Source organism: Pontibacillus chungwhensis BH030062 (assembly GCF_000770675.1).
Taxonomy (GTDB): Bacteria; Bacillota; Bacilli; order Bacillales; family BH030062; genus Pontibacillus; species Pontibacillus chungwhensis.
In genome coordinates, this window is the sequence record NZ_AVBG01000004.1 from 78,472 (window position 1) to 99,914 (window position 21,443).

At 35.1% G+C, this 21,443-nt stretch carries 27 protein-coding genes; 3 read left to right on the forward strand and 24 right to left on the reverse strand.

Annotated features, from left to right (window positions below):
- Positions 1-264 precede the first annotated feature (264 nt).
- The 11 genes from N780_RS07065 to N780_RS07120 form a co-directional block, all read right to left on the reverse strand.
- Positions 265-1,059 (reverse strand): phosphotransferase, encoded by a 795-nt coding sequence (locus N780_RS07065; protein ID WP_036781852.1) that lies wholly within the window; start codon positions 1,057-1,059, stop codon positions 265-267.
- Between the two features lie 443 nt (positions 1,060-1,502).
- Positions 1,503-1,886 carry a hypothetical protein gene (locus N780_RS07070; RefSeq protein WP_036781854.1) on the reverse strand — a complete coding sequence of 128 codons (384 nt, stop codon included), beginning with the start codon at positions 1,884-1,886 and terminating at the stop codon, positions 1,503-1,505.
- A 122-nt stretch (positions 1,887-2,008) separates the two neighbouring features.
- On the reverse strand, positions 2,009-2,386 hold the full coding sequence (locus N780_RS07075) for a hypothetical protein (RefSeq protein ID WP_036781856.1): 378 nt from the start codon (positions 2,384-2,386) through the stop codon (positions 2,009-2,011).
- Between the two features lie 117 nt (positions 2,387-2,503).
- Positions 2,504-2,983 (reverse strand): GNAT family N-acetyltransferase, encoded by a 480-nt coding sequence (locus tag N780_RS07080; RefSeq protein WP_036781858.1) that lies wholly within the window; start codon positions 2,981-2,983, stop codon positions 2,504-2,506.
- 89 nt (positions 2,984-3,072) lie between these two features.
- The gene (locus tag N780_RS07085; protein WP_036781860.1) at positions 3,073-3,621 is read right to left on the reverse strand and encodes a GNAT family N-acetyltransferase; all 549 of its coding nucleotides are present in this window, start codon (positions 3,619-3,621) and stop codon (positions 3,073-3,075) included.
- Positions 3,622-3,685: 64 nt separating this feature from the next.
- Positions 3,686-4,048: a hypothetical protein gene (locus N780_RS07090; protein WP_036781862.1), complete on the reverse strand. Its 363-nt coding sequence runs from the start codon at positions 4,046-4,048 to the stop codon at positions 3,686-3,688.
- Positions 4,049-5,295: 1,247 nt separating this feature from the next.
- Entirely contained in the window at positions 5,296-5,634 is a 339-nt protein-coding gene (locus N780_RS20355; RefSeq protein ID WP_036781866.1) for a DUF4306 domain-containing protein, read from the reverse strand.
- Between the two features lie 190 nt (positions 5,635-5,824).
- The gene (locus tag N780_RS07105; protein WP_052114940.1) at positions 5,825-6,412 is read right to left on the reverse strand and encodes a GNAT family N-acetyltransferase; all 588 of its coding nucleotides are present in this window, start codon (positions 6,410-6,412) and stop codon (positions 5,825-5,827) included.
- Positions 6,413-6,509: 97 nt separating this feature from the next.
- A complete protein-coding gene (locus N780_RS07110; RefSeq protein ID WP_036781868.1) occupies positions 6,510-6,944 on the reverse strand; it encodes a hypothetical protein in 435 nt (144 codons plus the stop codon).
- Between the two features lie 126 nt (positions 6,945-7,070).
- Complete coding sequence (locus N780_RS07115) at positions 7,071-7,409, reverse strand: DUF3221 domain-containing protein (protein WP_036781870.1); 339 nt, start codon at positions 7,407-7,409, stop codon at positions 7,071-7,073.
- Positions 7,410-7,536: 127 nt separating this feature from the next.
- On the reverse strand, positions 7,537-8,370 hold the full coding sequence (locus tag N780_RS07120; protein ID WP_036781872.1) for a hypothetical protein: 834 nt from the start codon (positions 8,368-8,370) through the stop codon (positions 7,537-7,539).
- 289 nt (positions 8,371-8,659) lie between these two features.
- On the opposite strand from N780_RS07120, the gene N780_RS07125 reads away from it, so the two are divergent.
- Positions 8,660-9,484 (forward strand): DUF2268 domain-containing putative Zn-dependent protease, encoded by an 825-nt coding sequence (locus tag N780_RS07125; protein ID WP_036781874.1) that lies wholly within the window; start codon positions 8,660-8,662, stop codon positions 9,482-9,484.
- Between the two features lie 728 nt (positions 9,485-10,212).
- Here N780_RS07125 and N780_RS07130 read toward each other — a convergent pair.
- From N780_RS07130 to N780_RS07160, 7 genes are all read right to left on the reverse strand, one after another.
- Positions 10,213-10,974, reverse strand: coding sequence for a Nif3-like dinuclear metal center hexameric protein (locus N780_RS07130; protein WP_036781876.1), 762 nt, complete (start codon positions 10,972-10,974; stop codon positions 10,213-10,215).
- A gap of 429 nt (positions 10,975-11,403) precedes the next feature.
- A complete protein-coding gene (locus tag N780_RS07140; protein WP_036781880.1) occupies positions 11,404-11,913 on the reverse strand; it encodes a hypothetical protein in 510 nt (169 codons plus the stop codon).
- A gap of 135 nt (positions 11,914-12,048) precedes the next feature.
- On the reverse strand, positions 12,049-13,341 hold the full coding sequence (locus tag N780_RS07145) for an aminoglycoside phosphotransferase family protein (RefSeq protein ID WP_036781882.1): 1,293 nt from the start codon (positions 13,339-13,341) through the stop codon (positions 12,049-12,051).
- A gap of 206 nt (positions 13,342-13,547) precedes the next feature.
- Complete coding sequence (locus N780_RS07150; RefSeq protein WP_036781884.1) at positions 13,548-13,841, reverse strand: hypothetical protein; 294 nt, start codon at positions 13,839-13,841, stop codon at positions 13,548-13,550.
- A 99-nt stretch (positions 13,842-13,940) separates the two neighbouring features.
- Entirely contained in the window at positions 13,941-14,291 is a 351-nt protein-coding gene (locus N780_RS07155) for a hypothetical protein (RefSeq protein WP_036781886.1), read from the reverse strand.
- Between the two features lie 354 nt (positions 14,292-14,645).
- Complete coding sequence (locus tag N780_RS19745; protein WP_156969104.1) at positions 14,646-14,801, reverse strand: hypothetical protein; 156 nt, start codon at positions 14,799-14,801, stop codon at positions 14,646-14,648.
- A 171-nt stretch (positions 14,802-14,972) separates the two neighbouring features.
- Positions 14,973-15,731, reverse strand: coding sequence for an SDR family NAD(P)-dependent oxidoreductase (locus N780_RS07160; protein ID WP_036781888.1), 759 nt, complete (start codon positions 15,729-15,731; stop codon positions 14,973-14,975).
- Positions 15,732-15,835: 104 nt separating this feature from the next.
- Between N780_RS07160 and N780_RS07165 the strand changes: the two genes are divergently transcribed.
- A complete protein-coding gene (locus N780_RS07165) occupies positions 15,836-16,225 on the forward strand; it encodes a MerR family transcriptional regulator (protein ID WP_036781890.1) in 390 nt (129 codons plus the stop codon).
- On the opposite strand, the gene N780_RS07170 is transcribed toward N780_RS07165, so the two are convergent.
- From N780_RS07170 to N780_RS07185, 4 genes are all read right to left on the reverse strand, one after another.
- Positions 16,203-16,637, reverse strand: coding sequence for a DMT family transporter (locus N780_RS07170; RefSeq protein WP_036781891.1), 435 nt, complete (start codon positions 16,635-16,637; stop codon positions 16,203-16,205). The genes N780_RS07165 and N780_RS07170 overlap by 23 nt on opposite strands.
- Before the next feature lie 192 nt (positions 16,638-16,829).
- On the reverse strand, positions 16,830-17,447 hold the full coding sequence (gene lepB, locus N780_RS07175) for a signal peptidase I (protein ID WP_036781892.1): 618 nt from the start codon (positions 17,445-17,447) through the stop codon (positions 16,830-16,832).
- Between the two features lie 130 nt (positions 17,448-17,577).
- Positions 17,578-17,877 (reverse strand): DUF3784 domain-containing protein, encoded by a 300-nt coding sequence (locus tag N780_RS07180; RefSeq protein WP_036781893.1) that lies wholly within the window; start codon positions 17,875-17,877, stop codon positions 17,578-17,580.
- Positions 17,878-17,972: 95 nt separating this feature from the next.
- Positions 17,973-18,986, reverse strand: coding sequence for a C45 family autoproteolytic acyltransferase/hydrolase (locus N780_RS07185; RefSeq protein WP_036781894.1), 1,014 nt, complete (start codon positions 18,984-18,986; stop codon positions 17,973-17,975).
- A 210-nt stretch (positions 18,987-19,196) separates the two neighbouring features.
- Between N780_RS07185 and N780_RS07190 the strand changes: the two genes are divergently transcribed.
- Positions 19,197-19,400 (forward strand): DUF6366 family protein, encoded by a 204-nt coding sequence (locus tag N780_RS07190; protein WP_036781896.1) that lies wholly within the window; start codon positions 19,197-19,199, stop codon positions 19,398-19,400.
- Positions 19,401-19,446: 46 nt separating this feature from the next.
- On the opposite strand, the gene N780_RS07195 is transcribed toward N780_RS07190, so the two are convergent.
- The gene (locus tag N780_RS07195) at positions 19,447-19,644 is read right to left on the reverse strand and encodes a cold-shock protein (protein WP_027446191.1); all 198 of its coding nucleotides are present in this window, start codon (positions 19,642-19,644) and stop codon (positions 19,447-19,449) included.
- Positions 19,645-19,908: 264 nt separating this feature from the next.
- Positions 19,909-21,333: an aldehyde dehydrogenase family protein gene (locus tag N780_RS07200; RefSeq protein ID WP_036781899.1), complete on the reverse strand. Its 1,425-nt coding sequence runs from the start codon at positions 21,331-21,333 to the stop codon at positions 19,909-19,911.
- Positions 21,334-21,443 lie beyond the last annotated feature (110 nt).

Sequence of the window (21,443 nt, forward strand, 5' to 3'; positions counted from 1 at the left end):
TAGTGTTGCTTACTCTTCTTTATGTCGCTCCATGATTCTACTAAAAATTAAAATTTACTTATTCTTAATTGGCACCCGTATGTTTAATTAGAGTACATTACTAAGTCAGTAACCATAAAGGCGATGTACAGTAAAGGAAGTGCTATAGCTCTACGCTGCTTATGAAAGAAGCGACTGCTCTATTTAGCAATCGCTCTCTTTAGTTGAAGACTCCATATCTCAACTCTCTTCCAATGTGATATGCTATTCCAGAGAAGTTTTAAACTACATCCATTCTTTACCGTGTCGACTTATGAATTCTATTTCTTTCTGATAATGATCAAAGTGTCCATCATCTATCATTCTCCGGAAAGCAGGATCCCCTTCACTTGCCTTCCTTTTCATGGTTTTACATAACCCTTCTAATCGTAACATCACCATTTCTAGGTAGCCTTCTTCTATGCCTTTCATACCATAGCATTCAAAGAACGTTTTAACCCTTTGCTTTATATAGGCAGCATCACGTGTTGGATTATAATAAACTGCTTCACCCTCCTCGTTGTGATAAAGTCTACTTAAAGGAACACAAGTATAGAGGGTATAGGCAATATCCCAAAGCCTTGGTCCAGGAGCAGCCAGGTCAAAATCAATAATACCCACTGGTTTTTCATGATTAAAAATTATATTGTAAATAGCAAAATCGTTATGGCAGACGACTTCAAATTTGTTCGGAGTGTTGTCGATCGGTTCCCAATCATTCGTTATTGGAAAATCGCTTACAGAATCATGATAACGGCGCAGCATTTTAGCTATATCTTTTAGAGCTTCATTTGACCACATGTATTTCTTCAATGGATAATTACCAGCGACTCCATCAATATAAGATAATACCTCTCTACCCTCTTCATTTATGCCTAGAAACTCTGGAGCAGCTTTGAAGTTCTTCTTTTCCAAATGCAACAATAGATCGTGGATTCTTTTACTCCCTGATTTTATCTCTCTACGAACAGAGTCACCTGAACGGTACACCATAGTGACATTTCCACCAGTTAGCTCTTCTTCGTTTTGATATTTTGACATCTGAACTTCCCTCCATAATAAAATTCAGGGAAACTACAATGCGCTTGTAAGAGATGTAGTATTCCTATAAACACAAAAAAAGCAGATACAAAGGTATCCACTTGTGTAAGTCAGGTATTAACACATCAAGCGTCCCTTGTTAATGATTTAAAATAGACATACTACACCAATTGTAATTATAGGCGAGTATTTAGTCTGTTTAATTAACCATTACAAGGTAGTCCACATGCCGAGTTAAATTCCCCTTTCATATTACATCTCTACAAGAAAGTATATAGTAAATACTTAAAAGATCAACCATTTTTTTCAAATTACCTTCACATCCAGAAAACGCGTTTACACATAAAATTCTCTCAATGTCTTGGTTCAATATTCTTTATAATTCTAAGAAGAAAAAGACGACTATACTTAATTGAAGAATCGTCCCCATTAGCACAACAAAGTTATCCTTCTCTCAACCCTAAGTAACGTATTTCCTTGTCATTAACTTTTACAATATAGATATTCTCTTTTTCGACTGGTGCATATATTTCAGTACCGACTGGTAGTTTTGAGGCAGACAAATTCTCAAACTCATCGCCTTCTTGTGTTTGTTTTTTAATCTCACCAACTTCCTTACCAAGAGTCAGCTCCTTCTCATAAACCCACTCCAGATCTTCTGCATTACTATATACAACGCCGTTTAAGACAAAAATATCTGCCTCATTATTCTTTGATAGAATTTCTTCCGCAGTTGGATTTCCAATATCACTTTCTGTGGTTTCATTATTACAGGCTGCTAGGGCCAATGAGGGTAATAGTAAAAGGATTAATATTCTTTTTAACATTCCAATCTCCCTTATAGTAATTAGATGGAGACATAAGTTTAGGGTTTGCTAAATAAATAAGCCTGCTCTGTTAATAAAAAAAGGGATTGGATTGATCTCGTTTAACAATCGATCCCTTTAGCTTAAGATTGTTTTTTTGCAATGAAATAGGTGTTGTTCTCTTTATAAATGATTACATCTTTATTCCACTTGCTTTTATACAAAGGTGTCCCTTTCGGCAATCCCGCTGCGTCAAAATCGACTTCATTGAGTTTTCCAGACGTCTCCAAATCAGTAAGATCTCGTTTAACCTCTCCAATCTTTTCTCCTACATTGCTTTCATTTACCTCTACACCAGTTAGCTCATAAGAAATATCGTTATATTTTACAAACTTGAATGCCCATGATGTTGTTCCAGCGCTTCCTTCCTCATTAAAGGTAATCTCCTCACTTGTCTCATCGTTACACCCGACTAAAAAGAATAAGAATAGAATGAGATAGATGAAATTCTTACGTTTCATATAAAACCTCCTTATCAAAATAGACGTAGTGCCTCCAGAGAAGTTTCATTGGATCTATTCAACCCTTCTGCTCCGATCATGAAAGAAGCTAATGCTCATGTTCAGCAATCGCACCCATTATTTTAATACCTTTATCAATTCAATTTCATCTCTTATAGGGATACCACCGTTACCAATTAAAGGTATCTCTGGCTTTATTTTTCTCGCTTTCTCAACTGCATTATTTAAAATTTGAGACAAGGTAAACCCTCGTTTTTGATAAAATCTTAATGCCAATAGATTATCATTTGTTGTTATAAGTTTTGCGAGTTTACAATTTCTTTTAATAGCAAGACTTTCCACTTCCTTAACTAAAATCGTACCTATACCTTTACCCTCTTCCAAACTATCCAATGAAATTATTTCGATTTCGTTGTCGTTAATTATGTAAGTAATTAAGCCAATAATCTTTTCTTCTTCATTTACAATAGTGAATCCATCTAATGTACTGCAATCATAGATTCCGCTCGATATAACCATTTCCGGGCTTCCCCAATGGAACTGAAAAAAATCTAATATTTTGCTTTTCGGCAACTCCTCATTAGGATAAATTTTCACTATAAAATACCTCAACCATTAGGTATTCTTTTGATTATGTTCAGTAATCGCACCCGTTCCTGTTATGCTAGACACCAAAATAATTATGCTTATAATTGATTTAATCTTCCCATCAATAACGTATTGTAGTAATTACCATCAGATAATAACTTATCTTTTTGTAATATACCTTCAATCTTAAAGCCATATTTTTTATAAAGATTTATTGCTTTCTCGTTTGTTTCCAAGACATTCAAAGTGATTTTCTTTATGTTATTTGCATCTGCCCAACTAACACATTCTTTTAAAAAGTTCTTTCCAATTCCATATCCCCAATAATCCATCAGTACACAAACACCAAACTCTACCTTATGAGAACTTCTCTTTAATGTATTTCCTTCGCACCTAGAGAAACCAACAAGGGTTCCACTCACTTCAGCTACTAAGAAAATATTGTTCAAACTTTCTGAGTCAGTTTTAATGATATCTTTGAATCCTTCTCCGTTTATGTACGCTTCTCCTTTAACTCTATCCAAGTTTTCAGTTTCACCATCTACTTGTAACCTTAATTCAGATAAAGCTTGCGCGTCTTCGGATTGTGCAGATCTTACTTTGTAATGGAGATTACGAACTTTATATTCTTTTGAATGTACTATCATGTTATTCTCCCTCCTAAGTCATCCAGTTGCACCCCCGAAACTTTCTAGATTATAGAAGTCTTTACTATTCACTTGAGAGGTCAATAACTTCTTCTTTTTCATCCCACTCAATTGTAATTACAAATTCCTCTGATTCTTGGGTTGTGTTGCATCCAGAACATTGAGAATTAACTCCCTTATAAGTTCCCTCATCCAACCTTATATTAGTTCCTTCTTTTCCATTATCAAACTTATAATTAATTTGCTCTGGAGGGTTATTATTACCTATATATCTAATCTCCAAGTTTGAAGATTGACTACTTTCACTTTTAGTAGATACATGGTATGTAACCTCCCAATTATCGCTATCTCCTATAAAATCAAAACTATTTTGGCTACATGCAATTAATGTGATGGATAATAGAAGTAAAATGAAAATCTTTTTCATAAAAATCTCCTTTTCTAAAATGGAAAGTGGCTCATGCCCACCACTAATTTAACTGACCTGCTCTGTTTGTATATTAAGCACTTCAAAACTCATTTTAACATTAAATTCCATTTTTTGTTTGAAAATTCTGTTCCCAACTAGATTAGGACGTCCTAATTACAAAAAGTATTGGAAGGGATTATTATGTTGTTATCCGAAGCTCCCAAATCTTCGGAGCAAGACAAAAGGTATGAAGGATTTTAATCACAAATACTTAGTGCATATGAACTTCAAATGAAACTGCTAATAGATTATGTTGGGAATAGCCAAATTAACGAGGTTACTACAAGTGGTCTAAAACTATATTTAGCTGATTCTAGCGTTCAATTGTAATCCCGTCAGGAAAATAAAAGAACCTAAAGTCGGGAAGCGAATTCTGATGTTTTTAACAGAACGAGAATTGAACATTTGGGAGACGCATGTAATTCCTCATAGGAGAAATAAACCTTAATCGCAACAGTATTAATTGGGGGAGAAGTTCAGCAATTGTTAGGGGGTATGGAGCTAAGGAAAGAGAAGTATATTTTAATATTAAGGGTGACATTTGCCTAACAAATGTAGAAGAAAGAGAGGGTAATGAAGCTGCCATTTTTGTGACAGAACGGTCTCCCCATCAAACGTTGCTCTTCTTCACTTTATCACCCTATAGGTTAAATGTAATAGTTCACAGCTTTAGTCTTCTAATATCCTTATTGAATCCTACTGCTCCGTTAATGAAAGAAACAAATACTCTTCTTCAACAATCTCCCCCGCTGGTTGAAATCGAGAAATTTATATTAAGAATTTAGTTTATCTCAAACTATGCTTTAAAAGGTTTCTTAAACATCGTTCTTAACCATTCATCTATTACGAAATAACCAAAAGCCACTGGGATAGCTAAATAAAGGGTGATTTGGAAGTAATTACTTTTAACAAAAATAGCTATTAACAGTAAGGCTATAATAATATGGAGGATAAATCGCAAGGATAGTCTATGAAGATTTACCTTGTTTTCAAGATAAGAAATGAAAATCGATAAAAGTGTACCGCATGAAATTGCAGTAGTTAAAATTAAGAAATAAGTAACAACGTAGTCAGAGGTGGTCCCTTTAGACATAAAACTGTATAAGGGAACTGATATTAATAGAGTAATTAAAGCTGTTAAAAGTTTTCGTTTTACCATCGTCTTCTCCCTTATGTTATTTAATGTTTAGCACCCGTTAGTTCGATCATTTCCTTCTCCGTATTTTATTGATTAAAACAAAAACTAAAAATCCCATTATATAAAGTCCAGTTAATATTGAAATATAAATAATTGGGTTAGTCTTTAAGGCAATTAAAAACACATCAATCGCATAAATATCACTACAATACTGAACATCTTGAGGTGTAAAGATAAACTTTGGTTTGCATTCTGATTGCGGTAAATAAACAATTTTACTAGATATAATCATTGAATAAATATAGGACACAATGAAAATGGGTATACAAATCCACCACAGTCCCCACCATTTGTTCAACCAAACCCCTCCCTTTATACCGCCCCTTATCAGACCAAATTTAACCATCTGCCTCTTAACTTTAATAGAGGAAAACTAAATCGCCCAAAGGCCCTTTAAATCAAATTCAGGTTTAGTAACGTAATCCATATAATTGACTTTTCCCTAAAAGTCCACTTTAACATTAAATGCCAATTATGTTATCATTCGATAAAACGTTATCTTCCTTATATTTCTCCCCCTAAAAAGTAATACTTTTTCAACTAAATCTATCCCCTATGGTATTGTTGTCCTTATACAATTCTCCCCATTCTTCCTTTAGAATTCGATACTCCACTCTATCGTGGAGCTTATTATGTAAAACAACATGATTCTTTAATTCGGCTTCCTTAATCATCCCCAGCTTTTTCATTATTCCTTCTGACGCCTTATTTTCTACTACACAGCCTGTTACTACCTTTCTAGTGTTCCAATTATTGAAGGCGTAGCTCATTATACTTTTTGATGCCTCTGTAACAATTCCTTTCCCCCAATATATTTCTTTTATAAAATATCCTAATTCCATGATATCCCCAAAGATACTTCTATTCGTTCTTATAAACCCTATTTCACCAATATAATCTCCTGTATATTTATCGGTGATGGCAAAAAAGAATTTGCTTCTTTTATTTGTTTTTGATTCATTTATTGCAACCTGTAAATTTTCATTTGTACCTGTGATGCTGTTTGTTCTCAATTCAGGTAAATAATACATTTCTTTTCGATTAGATAGTAATTCATGCATTGGATAAAGGTCTTTTTCAATATGATCTCTAATTATTAATCTATCTGTTGAAATTTTTAACATTTTTTCACCTTATATTTATGTATTTTTTATAATACTTGTCTAAAGATAGACTCACCCAGGTACTTAATACCCTTATTAAACTATTGCACACGTTAGTTCAATAATTTTCTGCAATGGAGATTAACCATACTTTATCTCCTTCATCTCTTGTGAATAGATATTTATAACTTTTCTTGTCTGAGTTTCTCCACTTTAATACATATTCTTTTTCTTTTGAAATCCAAACTATGTCATTTATTTTATCGGTATCAACTTTCTGTTTTGGGCTATTATCAAACCATGATGATCCAATCATGAACGTAATCTTATGACTTCCCTTCTGATAAAACACTTTTGTTATTGGGTGGGTAAAGCCATCATTATCATACGTTATTTTTTTTATTATATATTTTTTGGGCATAGAGGGAGTATGAAAATCACCAATCTCTTGTTCTGCTTCATCTTTATTCTCAAATGTATAATATTCTCCGTTATTGGAAGCAACCAGCGAACCAATTATAGAAAATAACAACAGAATTTTAATTAACTTCACCTCATCCCCCACACTTTCTATTTAAGTCTTGTTCAACTCTACTGCCGCATTAACACAATAGGAGCTGCCGCATCGACAACTCCTTATTTCACTATTGCACCCGTTTGTTTAATAAGGCAGCCTTTTCTATTCTTTTTTAATTTTATCTGGATAAGCTTGTGCTGGATAGGATGTATCTACTCCCGATACCATCGCTTGAACTTTATCTCCTATATTGAAATTTGAACTTTTAGTCTCTAAGTAAATTAAGTCTTCTTCTTGTTCCATTAACTCGTCACTACTGTTATCCTGCAATTGTTCATATGCATCTTTTGTTATATTTTCGACAACTAATATTCTATTTTTTTCAACTTCTACAACATACCCCTCAATCTTAATACTATCCTCACTATTCGAACAACCAATTAAAAAGATAGAGACCGTTAAGTACAATCCAAAAATTTTTAACTGATTTAAGCTATTCATCCTGACGCTCCTTTTATAGCTTATTCAATTAAACTGCCTCGTTAATGAAAGAAGCGACTGCTCTTCTTCAACAATTGCACCCTTTAGTTAAACAATAAAAAAGCACCCCAAAATGAATGCTTGTTATTTAAAAAACCATTCCAAAAATTTCATCTACCCACTCGGGATTTTCTTCTATTCCTACCTTTTCACATAGACTCTTATGTGTTTTTTTGAATTCAGGAATGATTTTTTCAATTACGTTCATTAAATCATGCGCTTCTCTACTGCTATGCCAACTGGCTAAAAGTGAAAGCTGCCAACTATCCAATTCGCTTCTCTCACCTTCATATTTTGCCCAATCTCCGAATGCATTAGGTTGTAATCCTTTATCCATATACCAAGCTGTTACCATAGACAGCCTTAAATTATCCAGACAACTTAAAGCATAGAACATTTCTTTTCTGTTTACCCTTCGATAAGCTTCGTGAACATATGCAAAAAATTTAGTTCTCCATATTTCCACTTCTTGAAAAGATGGACTGTATGATAGTATCTCTGATTTCACTAATACTTCTCCCATAAATCCTGTTTTATCATAAACAATATTAATGTTTTGTAACCACGTAGATGGTTGAATAAATTCTGTTTTATAATAAAATGCATCAACCTTTATGAAAGAATCATAGTGGGCAACAGTGTAAGTCGCCCAGGGGATATCTTCGAAATACAATACGTTCCCCCAGTTTTTAGCTCTCTCTTTTTTAGTCAACCTATATTCTTCAAATACTTCATCTTTAACAAGTATACGAAGGTCAATGTCCGAATATAAATCTGTATTTTGCTTTCCTATTGAACCTCCATAAAAAACAGCTAATACATTTTCATCGTTTATTAAGTCTTGCTCAATTTGACTAAGCATAGTTTGGCGATCCCTAGGAATTTTTAAATCTCTCTCAAGATGTTTACTTTCTAATTCCACAGATAAACACTCCTTTAATACATATCTCCTGAATGAATATTAATCAAAAGGAAAAAATCCTTACTAAAGATTACTTTCCATTAGTACACCAATACTTACGACCTAATTTTAACATTAAATACCAAGTGATGTTCAGTATTATGTTACTCAATAAATCCCTAAATTTTTTTGTTATCGAAGCTTCCAAGCCTAAGAGTTGAAGAATGATACACTTACTGTTGTGTCAGACTCTTTTATTTAACTAAATTTTCTATATATGTTAATATTCGGTGTTATAGGAGGGGTTATCTTGAATGAAATAAACCAACTAACACCAGAAGAACTATATACAAAAAAAGATACATTAGAAGATTTTTTGTCAACCGAATTAAGACCTTTGATTAATAATAAGAGCTGGATGAAGGAATGGGAGCAAATTGCTCTACGCTTTAAACTGCTACAATTCAAAAGCTTTAGTCAAGAAGAAGCTTTGGCTTATCAGTGGGACACAGGAAGAGTTCGAGAAATTATTGAAGATACAATATTGCAAGTACGACAACATATAACGTTAGATGAAGTGAAAGTAACAGTCGTACCTGCTTTACCATTCCCTTGGTTTAAAAACTTAGATAGAAGCATTTGGACCAATGGGTTCACAAATAGTCCAAATAGCATTCAACTAGCAATCCCTCCAAATCCAGACGAGCAATTTTTAAGGTACTTGATTGCTCACGAATTGCACCACGCATCTCCTAATAACCCGATATACGAATTAACACTAGAAACCTTCACTTTAGGTGAATGGTACAAAATGGAGGGAACAGCGGAGTTTTTCAGTCTCAACTTGTATGAAGACAAAAGGTGGTGGAAAAAGGATCTTTCTAGAGAGTTAGAATTGGAGTATTGGAGCAAAGCAAAACAAGAGATAGACACAACTGACGACAGAATTAAAAGCCAATTATGTTTTGGTGATTCAAATAAAGGAATCCCTCAGATGATCGGATATGCATTTGCTCATGAGATGATTAAAAGTTATGTAAAAAAACATCCGATAAGTAATTACAACGAGCTTTACTTTATCGATGTTTTGGCTTTTATTGATGAATATGAGAACGGTGCTAGCGCTTCTCTATAAGTATTGTTAAAAAAGGCTTGGAACTAATCCCAAGCCCTTTTGAGTGTTATTTCTTGCGGCTTTCTCACTCCTGTTCATACTGTCATTTAGTATAAAAATTAAACTCAGAATTAAGTTTTCCTTTATAGAAACCTAACTACTTTTCTTAAGGAAAGATAAGATCACGCAACAAGCAACGGCCCTTGTAAAGCAATCTCACCCGATCGTTATGAGGGAACTAACTTCTTTGTTTGTTTAATTAATAGTTTTCTCTAGAAGGTTCTCTAAAGTATCATCCATTGATAGTGTGGAATTTTGATAGGTCTCTATGGAATTTTATTCATCTTTGTCTGAATATTGAAGTTTAACTAATAAATAAGCAATTGGAGAACTCACGACAACGGATGCAAGTGGTATCCAACTGAAAATAATTTCAATTCCATAAAGTATAATGCAAATAGCATAAAGTACGAATGTCACTATCAAGAATGTTATTGACATTTCATTAAAGCTTAAATGTTTTATATAGTTCACCTCTTGTTTTTATCCGATTAAAAAAACATTTAGTGCAGAGCAAGGTTGTTTTTTGTTTCTTCAATTCCCTATATAAACTGTAATGCTCAAAAGGAGATGAAAATACTGAATAGGAGGAGTTACTAATGGGAGTTTACTGAGAATAACTGCTCTTATTCAACAATCGCACCCGTTAGCTGAATTACAGATCTTCATAAAGTTAGAAAGACGTGAAATCAATTATGATTAAATTCAAAATGTTCTTCCTTTAACTTAACAAGTTCGATATCTTTATCTAAATGTTTGAGCTTATTAGCTAGACTTTCTACTCCGAATATTTCTGTAAAAGTGTGACTGCCAACTAAAAGGTTAATGCCTACAAATTGAGCATATTGAATAGTGTATAATGTTGCTTCCCCAGTTATATATGTATCACAACCTGCTTCCACTGCCATCTTTATATGGTTTGAAGAATGTCCTGCACCTGTCAGTACTCCTACCTTTTTTACTAGCTTATAGTTATTCCTCCATGCTCTAACTGGCTCCTCTAATTCATTTCTCATTTTTTGAACGAGTACCTTAAAATCGATAGGCTCGCTAAATTCACCTATACCAGGAACATCCCCATTATGATAAAACGAATATCTAATTATGTTATCTATACCGATAACATTCATAAGAGAAGTACAAGTACCAAATTCGATAAAATCTAAAGGACCGTGAATCCAAAAATGACTAATATCATACTCTTGTAATTTTTTTAAGCACTCCTCTTTCAAACCATAAATAAAATCCCATGCATCGTGATGGGTAATCATCAAATCAACATCGTTCTTCGCGGCTTCTTCAATAGATTCAATGGATAAATTTGTTGAATATCCAATTTTTGATATCGAATTATTGGATTTATAAGTAAAGCCGTAATCATCATTAAACTTTTCTAATAAATTCTCTTTAAAAAGCTGCTTAATATGGTGTTCGAATTGCCCTATGTCCATAATTACAAGATCCCCCCAATTCCTTTAACTCTAATACCACTTACCATTATTAAGAAGTAGATGATCTCCTTATTTAATTAAAGCACCCGATAGTTGAATAACTACATTAGTAAAAAACTTTAATACAACTTCCTATTATAAACACAGCCCCAGAAGTCAAATAAGTGTAGCCCATTGATTTGTTTTTTATTTTTAAATTATTAAAACCAAATAGTAGCAGAGATGTTCCAAGTATTAAGATTGCAATATTTAAACTAAAGAACACTGTTACTACTGAAATAATTGATAGTATAAGTGCTAATAATCTCAACAATTTATATGCCTCCTTCTATTACTGTTCCGCAAACTCTATTGTCAATGGTGGTGGAAGCAATTACTCTTGTTTAACAATCGTACCCTTTACTCCAATAAGCATTGATTTTTATTTTTTTAGTTTACTACTGGAGAAACGTCGACTGAATCAGTAGGCATTTTATGTATAGCATAAAAGAATCCGCTATCACCAGATACCTTTAGTTTTCTTTCAGCTCCATCACCTAAAAGCTTCATTTCCTTAATAGAAGAAACGAAAGTTCTCCCAATTAATACTGAGGCAGATAATCCTGTTTTCGTTTTGATTTCAAAACCAGATGTAGAATAAGCTAAATCTCCTCCAGTCTCAAAATCAGTATAAGGCTGGCTTCTTCTCCAAACATATCCTTTTTCACTTTCAATTATGTTTGCTACACCCAAACCACCCATATACTCGTAAAACACAAATGTCTCGTCTTCATATTCTTCAATGGATAAGATAGAATCACGGTCTGCCTCTTCTTGTTTTAGCCCCGATTCAATGGCTGCATCTTTTGAAGGTTGCCAGTCCGATGCTGATTCTTGGTTACATCCGACAATAAATAAAAGTACGCAAAAACTGAAGATTAAATAAAGATATTTACCCAAACGCATATACTCCTTTTTTCTTCATCTATCCTGCTCCGTTAACGTAAGAAGCGACCGCTCTTGTTCAACAATCGCACCCTTTAGTTAAAGAAGGTAAATAGCATTTTTACTTAATAACTAAAGCAAAGTGCTCAATTATTCAAGGCGTAATTTCCATTCTTTAATGTAACTATCGATAATTTGTTTTTTATCCAAATTATCTTTAAAGGACGGGAAAATAAATGTTTCATATAAAGACAAATAGTAACTAGGGGCAATTGTTTTCAAAGTGCAATACTCATAATAGAGGTTTTCTTTAGTATCGTACTCCGTCCAATGTTCTAAGTATTCGTTAAGTAATTGCTCGGCTTCAGTATTTGAAAAAAATTCTTTCACTTCTTCTAACAGCACTATAATACTAAGAAAAGGATGTGAAATTGTACTGTCTGACCAATCGTAAATCTTAGGTTCATTATTATGAATAATAATATTTCCACCAAAGAAATCCCCATGTTCTATTGTAAATGGTATATTTGTAAAATCTATTCGATTACATTTACTAAAAATTTTCGGAAGTTGACTAATAAATTCAGAGTAGCTGTGATCTGTTATGTATTTTGTCTCGTGTAAGCTATCTAACGAAGATTTAAGGTACTCTCGAATAATGGTTGATACTGATCTTTCAGGACAATCCATTCCTTGTAATTTGGTAACATGCGAAACTGATTCTTTTTGAATTTTTGCTAATCTAAACAATGCTTCTCTCCAATATTCAATTCTCTTTTTTTGTCCAAGTAAAGGTCCAGTTAATTCCTCCATGATATACCATTGCTCTTCCTGATTTACATCAAAGATTTCAGGTATATATGTGGGGTGGCGTTGATACAAATATTCACTGATTAACACCTCGTGTTTAAAGACATCTGGTACTGTCTTTAAGTAAAAATTTCTTCCTTTAGAATAAATTTTAAATAAAGCTGAACGTTCCCAACTTCTCATTTGTTCAAATTCTAAATCATTCCCAAGCATATTGGTTACTTTCTTTTCCATCTCATTTCTCCAACCAGCCTTAACCCATGGGAGGGGTTGGCTTTCTGTTGCATCTACCCAATCTTTTAAAATATATTGATCGAAAGTATTTAAATGATCTTGAAGAAGATTAGATATATCTACCCAAACAAAATTTTTATGTAATGACCCAGGTTCGTCTAAAATTTCAATTTCATATATTCTTATGTTATTGATTTCTTTAAATATCCTTAATACATTAGTCTCTATATTATAATTCTTTCTTAAAAAAACATTAATATGGTTTGTGATCGCAACATGTTGAGTATCGGGAATAAAAGATGGAAACGATAAAGTATCCATTTCATATGTTTTATCAAGCAAAATGCTCTTTCGGTCTTTAGTAATGACTATACATTTATAAGTTAACTGACGTTTCATTAAAACCCTCACTTTTTAGAAGACTAAATCGGGATACTTCGATTTTTCTTTCTTAATCCAATGTTTGCATAGTTAGAAGTTCTTCAACTCTTCTGCCCCATTAACACAATAGAAGCTGCCGCATCGACAACTCCTTATTTCACTATCGCACCCAATAGTTTAATAAGTTATGGAGAAATTTTATCCCTTTTCCAAAGAGAGTTAATTTACTTTTTTATTACGAATTTCGAATTTTCATATGTTGTAGCACCGTTTTTTTCAGGATCCATATACACAGTAATTTCTACTTTGTCTCCTATTTCATATTTTTCAATATCATCAACAGGAATTTTGTTTCGTGTATTAGAATTATCCAGTACTAATATCATATTTTGTTGTGGATACTTTTCTTCAATAGTACCTTTAATTTCTCCCTTAACTGTATCTTCTTTTAAGCAGCCTATTAAAGAAATTGTAAGTAGTAAAAGCGTAACGACGAGTAATGCCTTTTTCTTTATCATATAATCCCCCTAATCAAGCCTGCTCCGCTATTGAAAGAAGCGACTGTTCTTGTTCAACAATCGCACCCGTTAGCAAAACAATGCTATTAATGTTAAATATTATTTATGTAATTCATTTTCTTCCATGAACTCAAGAAAACAATCCTGAAGTTCTCCTTCAGTATCTTTTGAGTCGAGCAGCAACTTCGGCTCTACTGCACACTCTACAAGTTTAGAGCTTCCGTCAATTACCCCAAGCGTATTTGAAACTGTATCAATCATTGTTTGTTCAATGATTTTGAAGAAAACCTCTTTATGTTTTTTATCCAAGGAATTATAAAAGCTTAAAGCTTCTCCAAAATATTCATCAGTTGAGCCATTAGGATTTGTTGTTTCAAATAAACCTTTGTATAGTTCGATGTTTTCTTCAATTATTGATTTATATAAAGATTTAACAAATTCTTCATTCACTAAAAGTCCCCCGTTCACCTAAGGTTGTAAATTCATTATGTTTGATCTTAAGTTGCCCTTATTCAACTAACCTGCCCCTTTAGTTTAAGTACAATCTTTCACAAAACCCACCTTATATTTTAACATAATATAACAATTACCTACTTCAAATAAGAAAATAAGTATTGTAAATAACTTTCTTAATTACACAGGAAACAGCACACCAACAATATCCATTGACGGTGTGCTATTTGGGTCCGATTTCGTATGATATATCAAATGTTACTATCAAATAATCGTTGATATATAAGGTAAAAAGAAGAGACCAAATCTCATATGAGATTTGGCCTTACCTACGACTTCCCTTTTAAACATTTACTTTTTATTTGCTTGTCTTCCACTCTTTTTCTGACTCTGATGTTTTGAATTTCCCTTTTGCATATCATCAGCTAATTCAGCTTCGTATTTTTTATTCTTTTTAGCAATTTCTGCGGTTTTTTGATTGTGCTTGGATGGTCCTTTTTGAGACATGTTTATCTACTCCTTTTAGAAAGTTGTTCATAGTATGCCTTAGTTACGGAATAGATATGTTCACCCCTTCACTCTTCTCTAAGCGAAATTGAAAAAGCTTTCAAAATGAACGGAGATAGAAAATATGACTAAAAAAAGGAACTCCCGAATTGGGAGTTCCTTTAATAAAATTTATTTGGATGAACGTTCTACATACGGATAAATCGGATCCTTTAAGTGGAACTCGTATGTTTCACCATCTACAATTCCAACTACTTTGTTACTATCGTAAAGGTCTAGTAAGAAATGAGCCATTTCTTTTGCAGTATGGTACTGAGGAACGTTTCCTTCGTAAGATATATCTTCTACATCAAACGAGCGCTTCATAAATTCTGTTTCCGTAGCTGCAGGTGCAAGTACTTTCGCTCTCATCTTAGCGCCTTTTCCTTGGAGCTCTTGAGCCAGACCTTCTGTAAATGCACTCACGTAAAATTTAGTCGAGCAGTACGTAACAGCGCCACCAACGATGTTGTACCCGCCGGCTGATGAAATATTTAAAAGTTGCGTTCCTTCTTGTTTTTCATAATCACGTACAAATAATGTTGAAAGAACTGTTAATGCTTCAACATTTAAACGAAGCATTTTTTGAATTTTTCCAAGATCTTGATCTGCTACTGGATCAAAGTTCCCAAATCCAGCGTTGTTCACAAATGTTTCTAACGAATAGGACTTGATGTCTTCATAAAGAGCGTGGACGTTCTCAGGCTCAGCTAGATCAGCCGGTTTAACAACCACATCCACATTGTGCCGTTGTTGGATCTCTGATTTTAGCTCTTCCAATTTCTCTTCCCGACGAGCAACTAGAATAAGGTCCTTTCCTCGTTCGGCGAATGCAATCGCTGCTTCATACCCAATCCCTGAACTTGCTCCGGTAATAACTGTATATGCCATACATGATCCTCCTCTTTATTATGTGATACACTATAAGCCTACTCGTTAAAGTGCACTTGAAGTCAAGCATTCATGCGCGAGGTATATGCTAAGGAGGATTCCCCATGTATTCCATAAGCCAAGTAGCAGAGAAATTAAACATCAAACCTCATACGCTTCGTTATTATGAACAAGAAGGCATTTTAGAATCTAATCGAAATCATGCCGGTGTACGGAATTACACAGAACAACAGGTCAAATGGCTTCGTTTCGTTCTAAAACTACGCGAAACCCATATGCCTGTTTCAAGCATTCAAGAATATGTAAAGCTCTTGCAAGAAGGTGAGCATACGGCTAACAAGCGTTTGCAATTATTAGAAGATCATCGTGCGTCTATCCAGCAACAAATTAGAGAACTGCAAGATACAGAGCAGATGCTCGAGAAAAAAGTCTCCACTTATAAGGACATGATTGGTAACGAAGTTCATCTTTCTATTTCTTCGTATATAAAATAATGGCTACGATCATAAGGATCATACCTGATATACGTGACCAGTCGAGCGGAATCTGTTTCATTCCAAGCCACCCAAAGTGATCAATCAAGGAGCTCGCAATCAGTTGCGCTGAGATCAGCGTGAAGATTGCAGCTCCGACCCCTATCCGCGGAACAGCCAAAACCATTGTTGATACGAAGAAAGCCCCTAGCACACCACCAATTAGCTGCCATTTCGGCACAGAAAATACTTGCACAATATTTCCTTTCCCAAAGAAAAGCATAACTAAAAACAGCGTTACTGCTCCGACCAAAAAGGAGACAAACGCCCCTTCAAAAACTCCTATCTTTTGACCTAATCCACCGTTAACAGAGGATTGTACGGCCACACCTATACCGCCTACAAACACCATAAGCATAACTAAAAACTGCATATATGAAACCTCCTCATCTGTCCAATCTAATGATTATTTATAAAGGCAATATGCTTATTATTTCAGAACATCAAATATTCCACAATTAATAGGTTCCACACAAAAGCCACCCGATCGTTTGGGTGGCTTTTTATAATGCTCTTTTAATGTTTATTGTTGATTTTAGTAACAACATCAATTGAAAATCTTTTATTAAAAGGTTTTCAATTGATCAAAAGGATAAAACCGCAAGAAGACTTGACCTACGAGGTGATCAACCGGAATTGATCCCACTGCCCGGCTATCGTGACTGTTATTACGATTATCTCCCATTACGAACACATGCCCTTCTGGTACAACCACTTTCTCAAAAGAACTGAGCATCTCTTCTTTAATGTATGCCTCTTCAAGGACCTTACCATTTCGATAGAGATCCCCATTTTTATACTCGATCGTGTCCCCAGGCTCCCCGATTACGCGTTTCACCCAATAGTTGTCTTGATTTTTATCACCAAAAACCATATTTACAACCGGACTCTCAAGAAGCTTGTCCTTTACGGTACGTTTTTCATCTAAACGGTTATCGACAACAACCACATCCTTGTATTCAGGTTGTTGACCAAGTGTGTAGGCACTTTTAAATACCCATAGTCGATCCCCTTTCATGTCTCCTTCTTTAAGATCCACCCCATCTAAAGTCGGTTCCATAGATTCTCCACTTACTTTAAACGGTTGCAGGAGGAAAGTAGTAATGGCAACAGAAAACACGAGTACAAATACAATGACCTTGCTCCAACTAAATATCTCTAGCACAATTCGTTTTCCACTCATAAATAAATCTCCTTCGATTGTTAAATAGTCTGCATATCGGAAGCTGTATCATTTCCCTTTTACTATACCTACGACGACAAAGGAGAAAAGTTCCCTCTTTTCAAACTTTAGGCATCCTTTTAATAACGAGCTATTCAACCATATTCTTCTGTACGTAAATAATCATACCAACGTGCGCTATAGCTATGAGCGTGACTATTATGCCCATAACCGCAGGAAGCTGAGGTGGTGGAGTTAATACCCCTGAAACAATCAGAACAAGGCCGGTGGATAAATCTAAGTGGCCAACTAACCTGGATAACCTTTCCTTATCTCGAACTCGACGCTGATTGAACCCACTTAGCAACCATGTATGCTTCTTTATACCAACCATATACGCAAACAACAATAAAATGATTCCAATAGCTAAAGGACCCTCATTCAAATACATCGAACCATTCCTTTCCTATAGAAGCAACTTTGCATGCAAACTCATATGATCGATGGATAAATTAGTACTGCGCCTGCTTGAAAAACGAAGATTACCTACATCTCAATAGCTCCATATAATCGCTGGACTTTGACATCTTCCCCATTCAACCAATCCGGAAATCGAAAATCCAGTCCCTTCGCGCCTCTGGCAATCGTGGTGACGATCCTGCTCTCTTGAAATGAATAAGAAAATGTATGTAGTGTCCCAAACAAATCGTCATACTTTGTAAAAAATAAAGGAGAGGCAGGATCGGAAAACATTTGAAACAGCTCTTCACGACTTAACGTTTCTTTTTCATACCGTTGTAAATAATGCTCTCGCTTTAGAGATCCTTCTATACTTGACCTGTTCTTGTCTTTCATATTTGGTTGCTTAAAGTTGTTAAAACATGAAAGAAACTCTTTATCCCGACGTATACTGACTCCTTTTGGACTTGCTTCTACAACAGCGAAATTACCCGGGTCACCAAGCGAGAAATTGTAACAGGCTGCATGAGGGATATCTTTTAAAAGATTGATAGCTTCTTCAACAGATGAACACGTATCTAAAATGATCCGCACCGTAGTCCAGGCTGATATTCCTTTCGCGTAATGAGTATTACTCACGAAATGAAGGCCAACTACTACCCCTTTTTCGTTGACTCCATCGTGTCGTCCAATACCTTGAAGGTTGTATCCAGCTGAAGCAAACCCCTGGTCTGGTTTAATGATGCTAAAAATACCATCATAGAAATCGGGAGAGAAATCATAATTTCTAACATAAAAGGAGTTCGTCCCATAAGCCGTGCACCCCATGGAAACCACTCTCGGAACATCGTATCCACTAAACAAAGCTGCAGCCTTTTTTGCAGGGATCTGTTGCATTTCTCCAAATCCCTCTAACTCTTCTAATAGATGGGGCGCAAATTGAGAGAACACATCTTCCATACTCTCATAATCAATGCTATCTTTTGTGATGCTCTCTAGCATCTCTATCTTCCCTCGCTCTTTTAGAAGCTCAGCTGTTCTAGCACCAATTGAGTGGTGATTCTTTTTCATTTGTATAACATCAACGTTGAACGCATTCATTCGTCTCCACCTCCTTAATTACAAAATAGCACAACATACCATTTTATTCCATATGCAGTGGTAGCTATATTCTCAATAGACTCTTCTATTCTCGAAGGTTTCAATGCATACTTCGTAGATAAACTTGTTTAATGATGTCATTGATGTTTTATTCTTCAATTGTGATACTATATCATATAAACTATTTCCATTGTTTAAAAGGAGATTCATATGAACCATCAAAAGGAAACCTCTAAAGAGAGACGTAAACGTATGAGAGAAACAAGCGGTAGAAAGTATTTAAAGGAAGATAAAAATTGGACTACCGTAGACTATTTCAGTTTGGGTCATGTAGTGGGAAGAATGGGATGGAAAGGAACAGGGCTCCTAATCGTGTTCATGATTGTCGGTTATATCATCTACAAAATGGTATAAAAAAAGACTGCCAAAAATGGCAGTCTTTTTTATCGCAAGTAATAAATTACTTTTGAACGTTCGCAGCTTGTGGGCCACGGTTACCTTCAACGATTTCGAATGAAACCGTTTGGTTTTCTTCTAATGTTTTGAAGCCTTCGTCTTGAATAGCAGAGAAATGAACGAATACATCGTCTTGACCTTCTACTTCGATGAAACCGAAACCTTTTTCAGCGTTGAACCATTTAACTGTACCTTGTAACATAATTGTTACCTCCTGCGTGGATCAAGTCCACATTGTATTACTATTATTGCTCTGCATATTCATTCCAGACGAAAGTGACTTAATAGTTACTTTTTCTTTCACTCGTAAACGAACAAGAATAATTAATACCTACTATATCAGCTAAATGTAATTCCGTCAAGTGTAGCTACTAAACTATTTAAAAACTTCTTTTGTTCATCCATACAAAAAGAAGAGCTACTCTCCTCTTTTAGGAGAATAGCTCTTACTTAATCAATCAACAATTTAAGATGGGAACCCAAGAATCGCTTTTTTCTCAAGATATTCTTCAATTCCATAATCGCCCCACTCACGGCCAATACCAGACTGCTTATAACCACCAAATGGCGCTGCAAAATCGTGTGATGCATCATTTACTTTAATACGACCTGCGCGGATAGATGTCGCGACTTTTTTAAGTGTCTCTGGATCTTTACCGTATACATAACCAGCTAGTCCATAAACAACGTCATTTCCAATTTCAATCGCATGATCAATCGTGTCATACGTAATAATACTCATGACCGGTCCAAAGATTTCTTCTTGTGCAATAACCATATCATTGGACACGTCTGTGAAGATTGTTGGCTTAGCATAATAGCCCTTTTCTAAACCTTCCGGAAGACCAGTACCACCAGCTATAAGATTTGCACCTTCATCAATTCCTTTTTCGATATAGGATTGAACCGTATCCCACTGCTTCTTGGATACAAGTGGTCCAACATAATTTCCTTCACGAGGGTGACCTACAGGGAATTCAGGTAGCACTTCTAGAACGGCTTGTTCAAATTCTTCTTTCTTAGAAGCTGGGACAAGCATGCGGGTAGCGGCAGAACAAACTTGACCCGTGTTCGTTGCGATATGACTAACAGCATTTCTAGCAGCATCTTTCATATCTGCATCTTCAAGAACGATTAATGGAGATTTACCGCCTAGTTCAAGAGCAACGTTTTTAATCGTTTCAGATGCATTTTGCATAACTTTAGCTCCAACTCCTGCTGAACCTGTAAAGGATACAAAGTCAATATCAGGGTGTGAGCTAATGCCATCACCAATCGTTTCGCCTGTACCGTTAACCAGGTTGAAAGCCCCCTTAGGCACGCCTACTTCATCGAAGATCTCTGCTAACATAATAGCAGCAAATGGCGTCATCTCAGCGGGCTTTAATACAACTGGGCTACCGGCGGCAAACGCGCTGGCAATTTTAGTTGAAGCTTGGTTTGTCGGGAAGTTCCATGGTGTGATTAACCCACTTACACCAACCGATTCCTTTACTACCGTATGGTTGCCACGGTCTTCCATAAATTCAATATTCTTAAGAGATTCAGCCGCTTGAGCAAAATGATTATAGCCCATGCTATAGTGAACCTTCTCTGAAATTTTAAGAGGTGCTCCTAATTCGTCCGTCATTACATCAATAAATTCATCTTTACGACGTGCATATGCTTCAGCAATGTTCTCTAGCATTTCAATGCGCTCTTCTTTAGAAGTTTGCGAGAAGCTTGGGAAGGCCTCTTTGGCTGCTTGAACAGCTTTATCTAAGTCTTCCTTAGTTCCTAAGCTGATTTGCCCCATTGGTTCTTCCGTTGCAGGGTTAATAACGTTGTATGTCTCATTCCCCGTTGATTCAACCCATTCACCGTTAATATAATGTTTTAGGTTCTTACGCATATTCAAATTCTCCTTTATAAAAAATTGTGATTGTAAAAAGTTGTATGGATGTGCTTACGTAATCATGTATTACCGCTTATACTCAAAACGAAACATCTCGAATGGAAAGC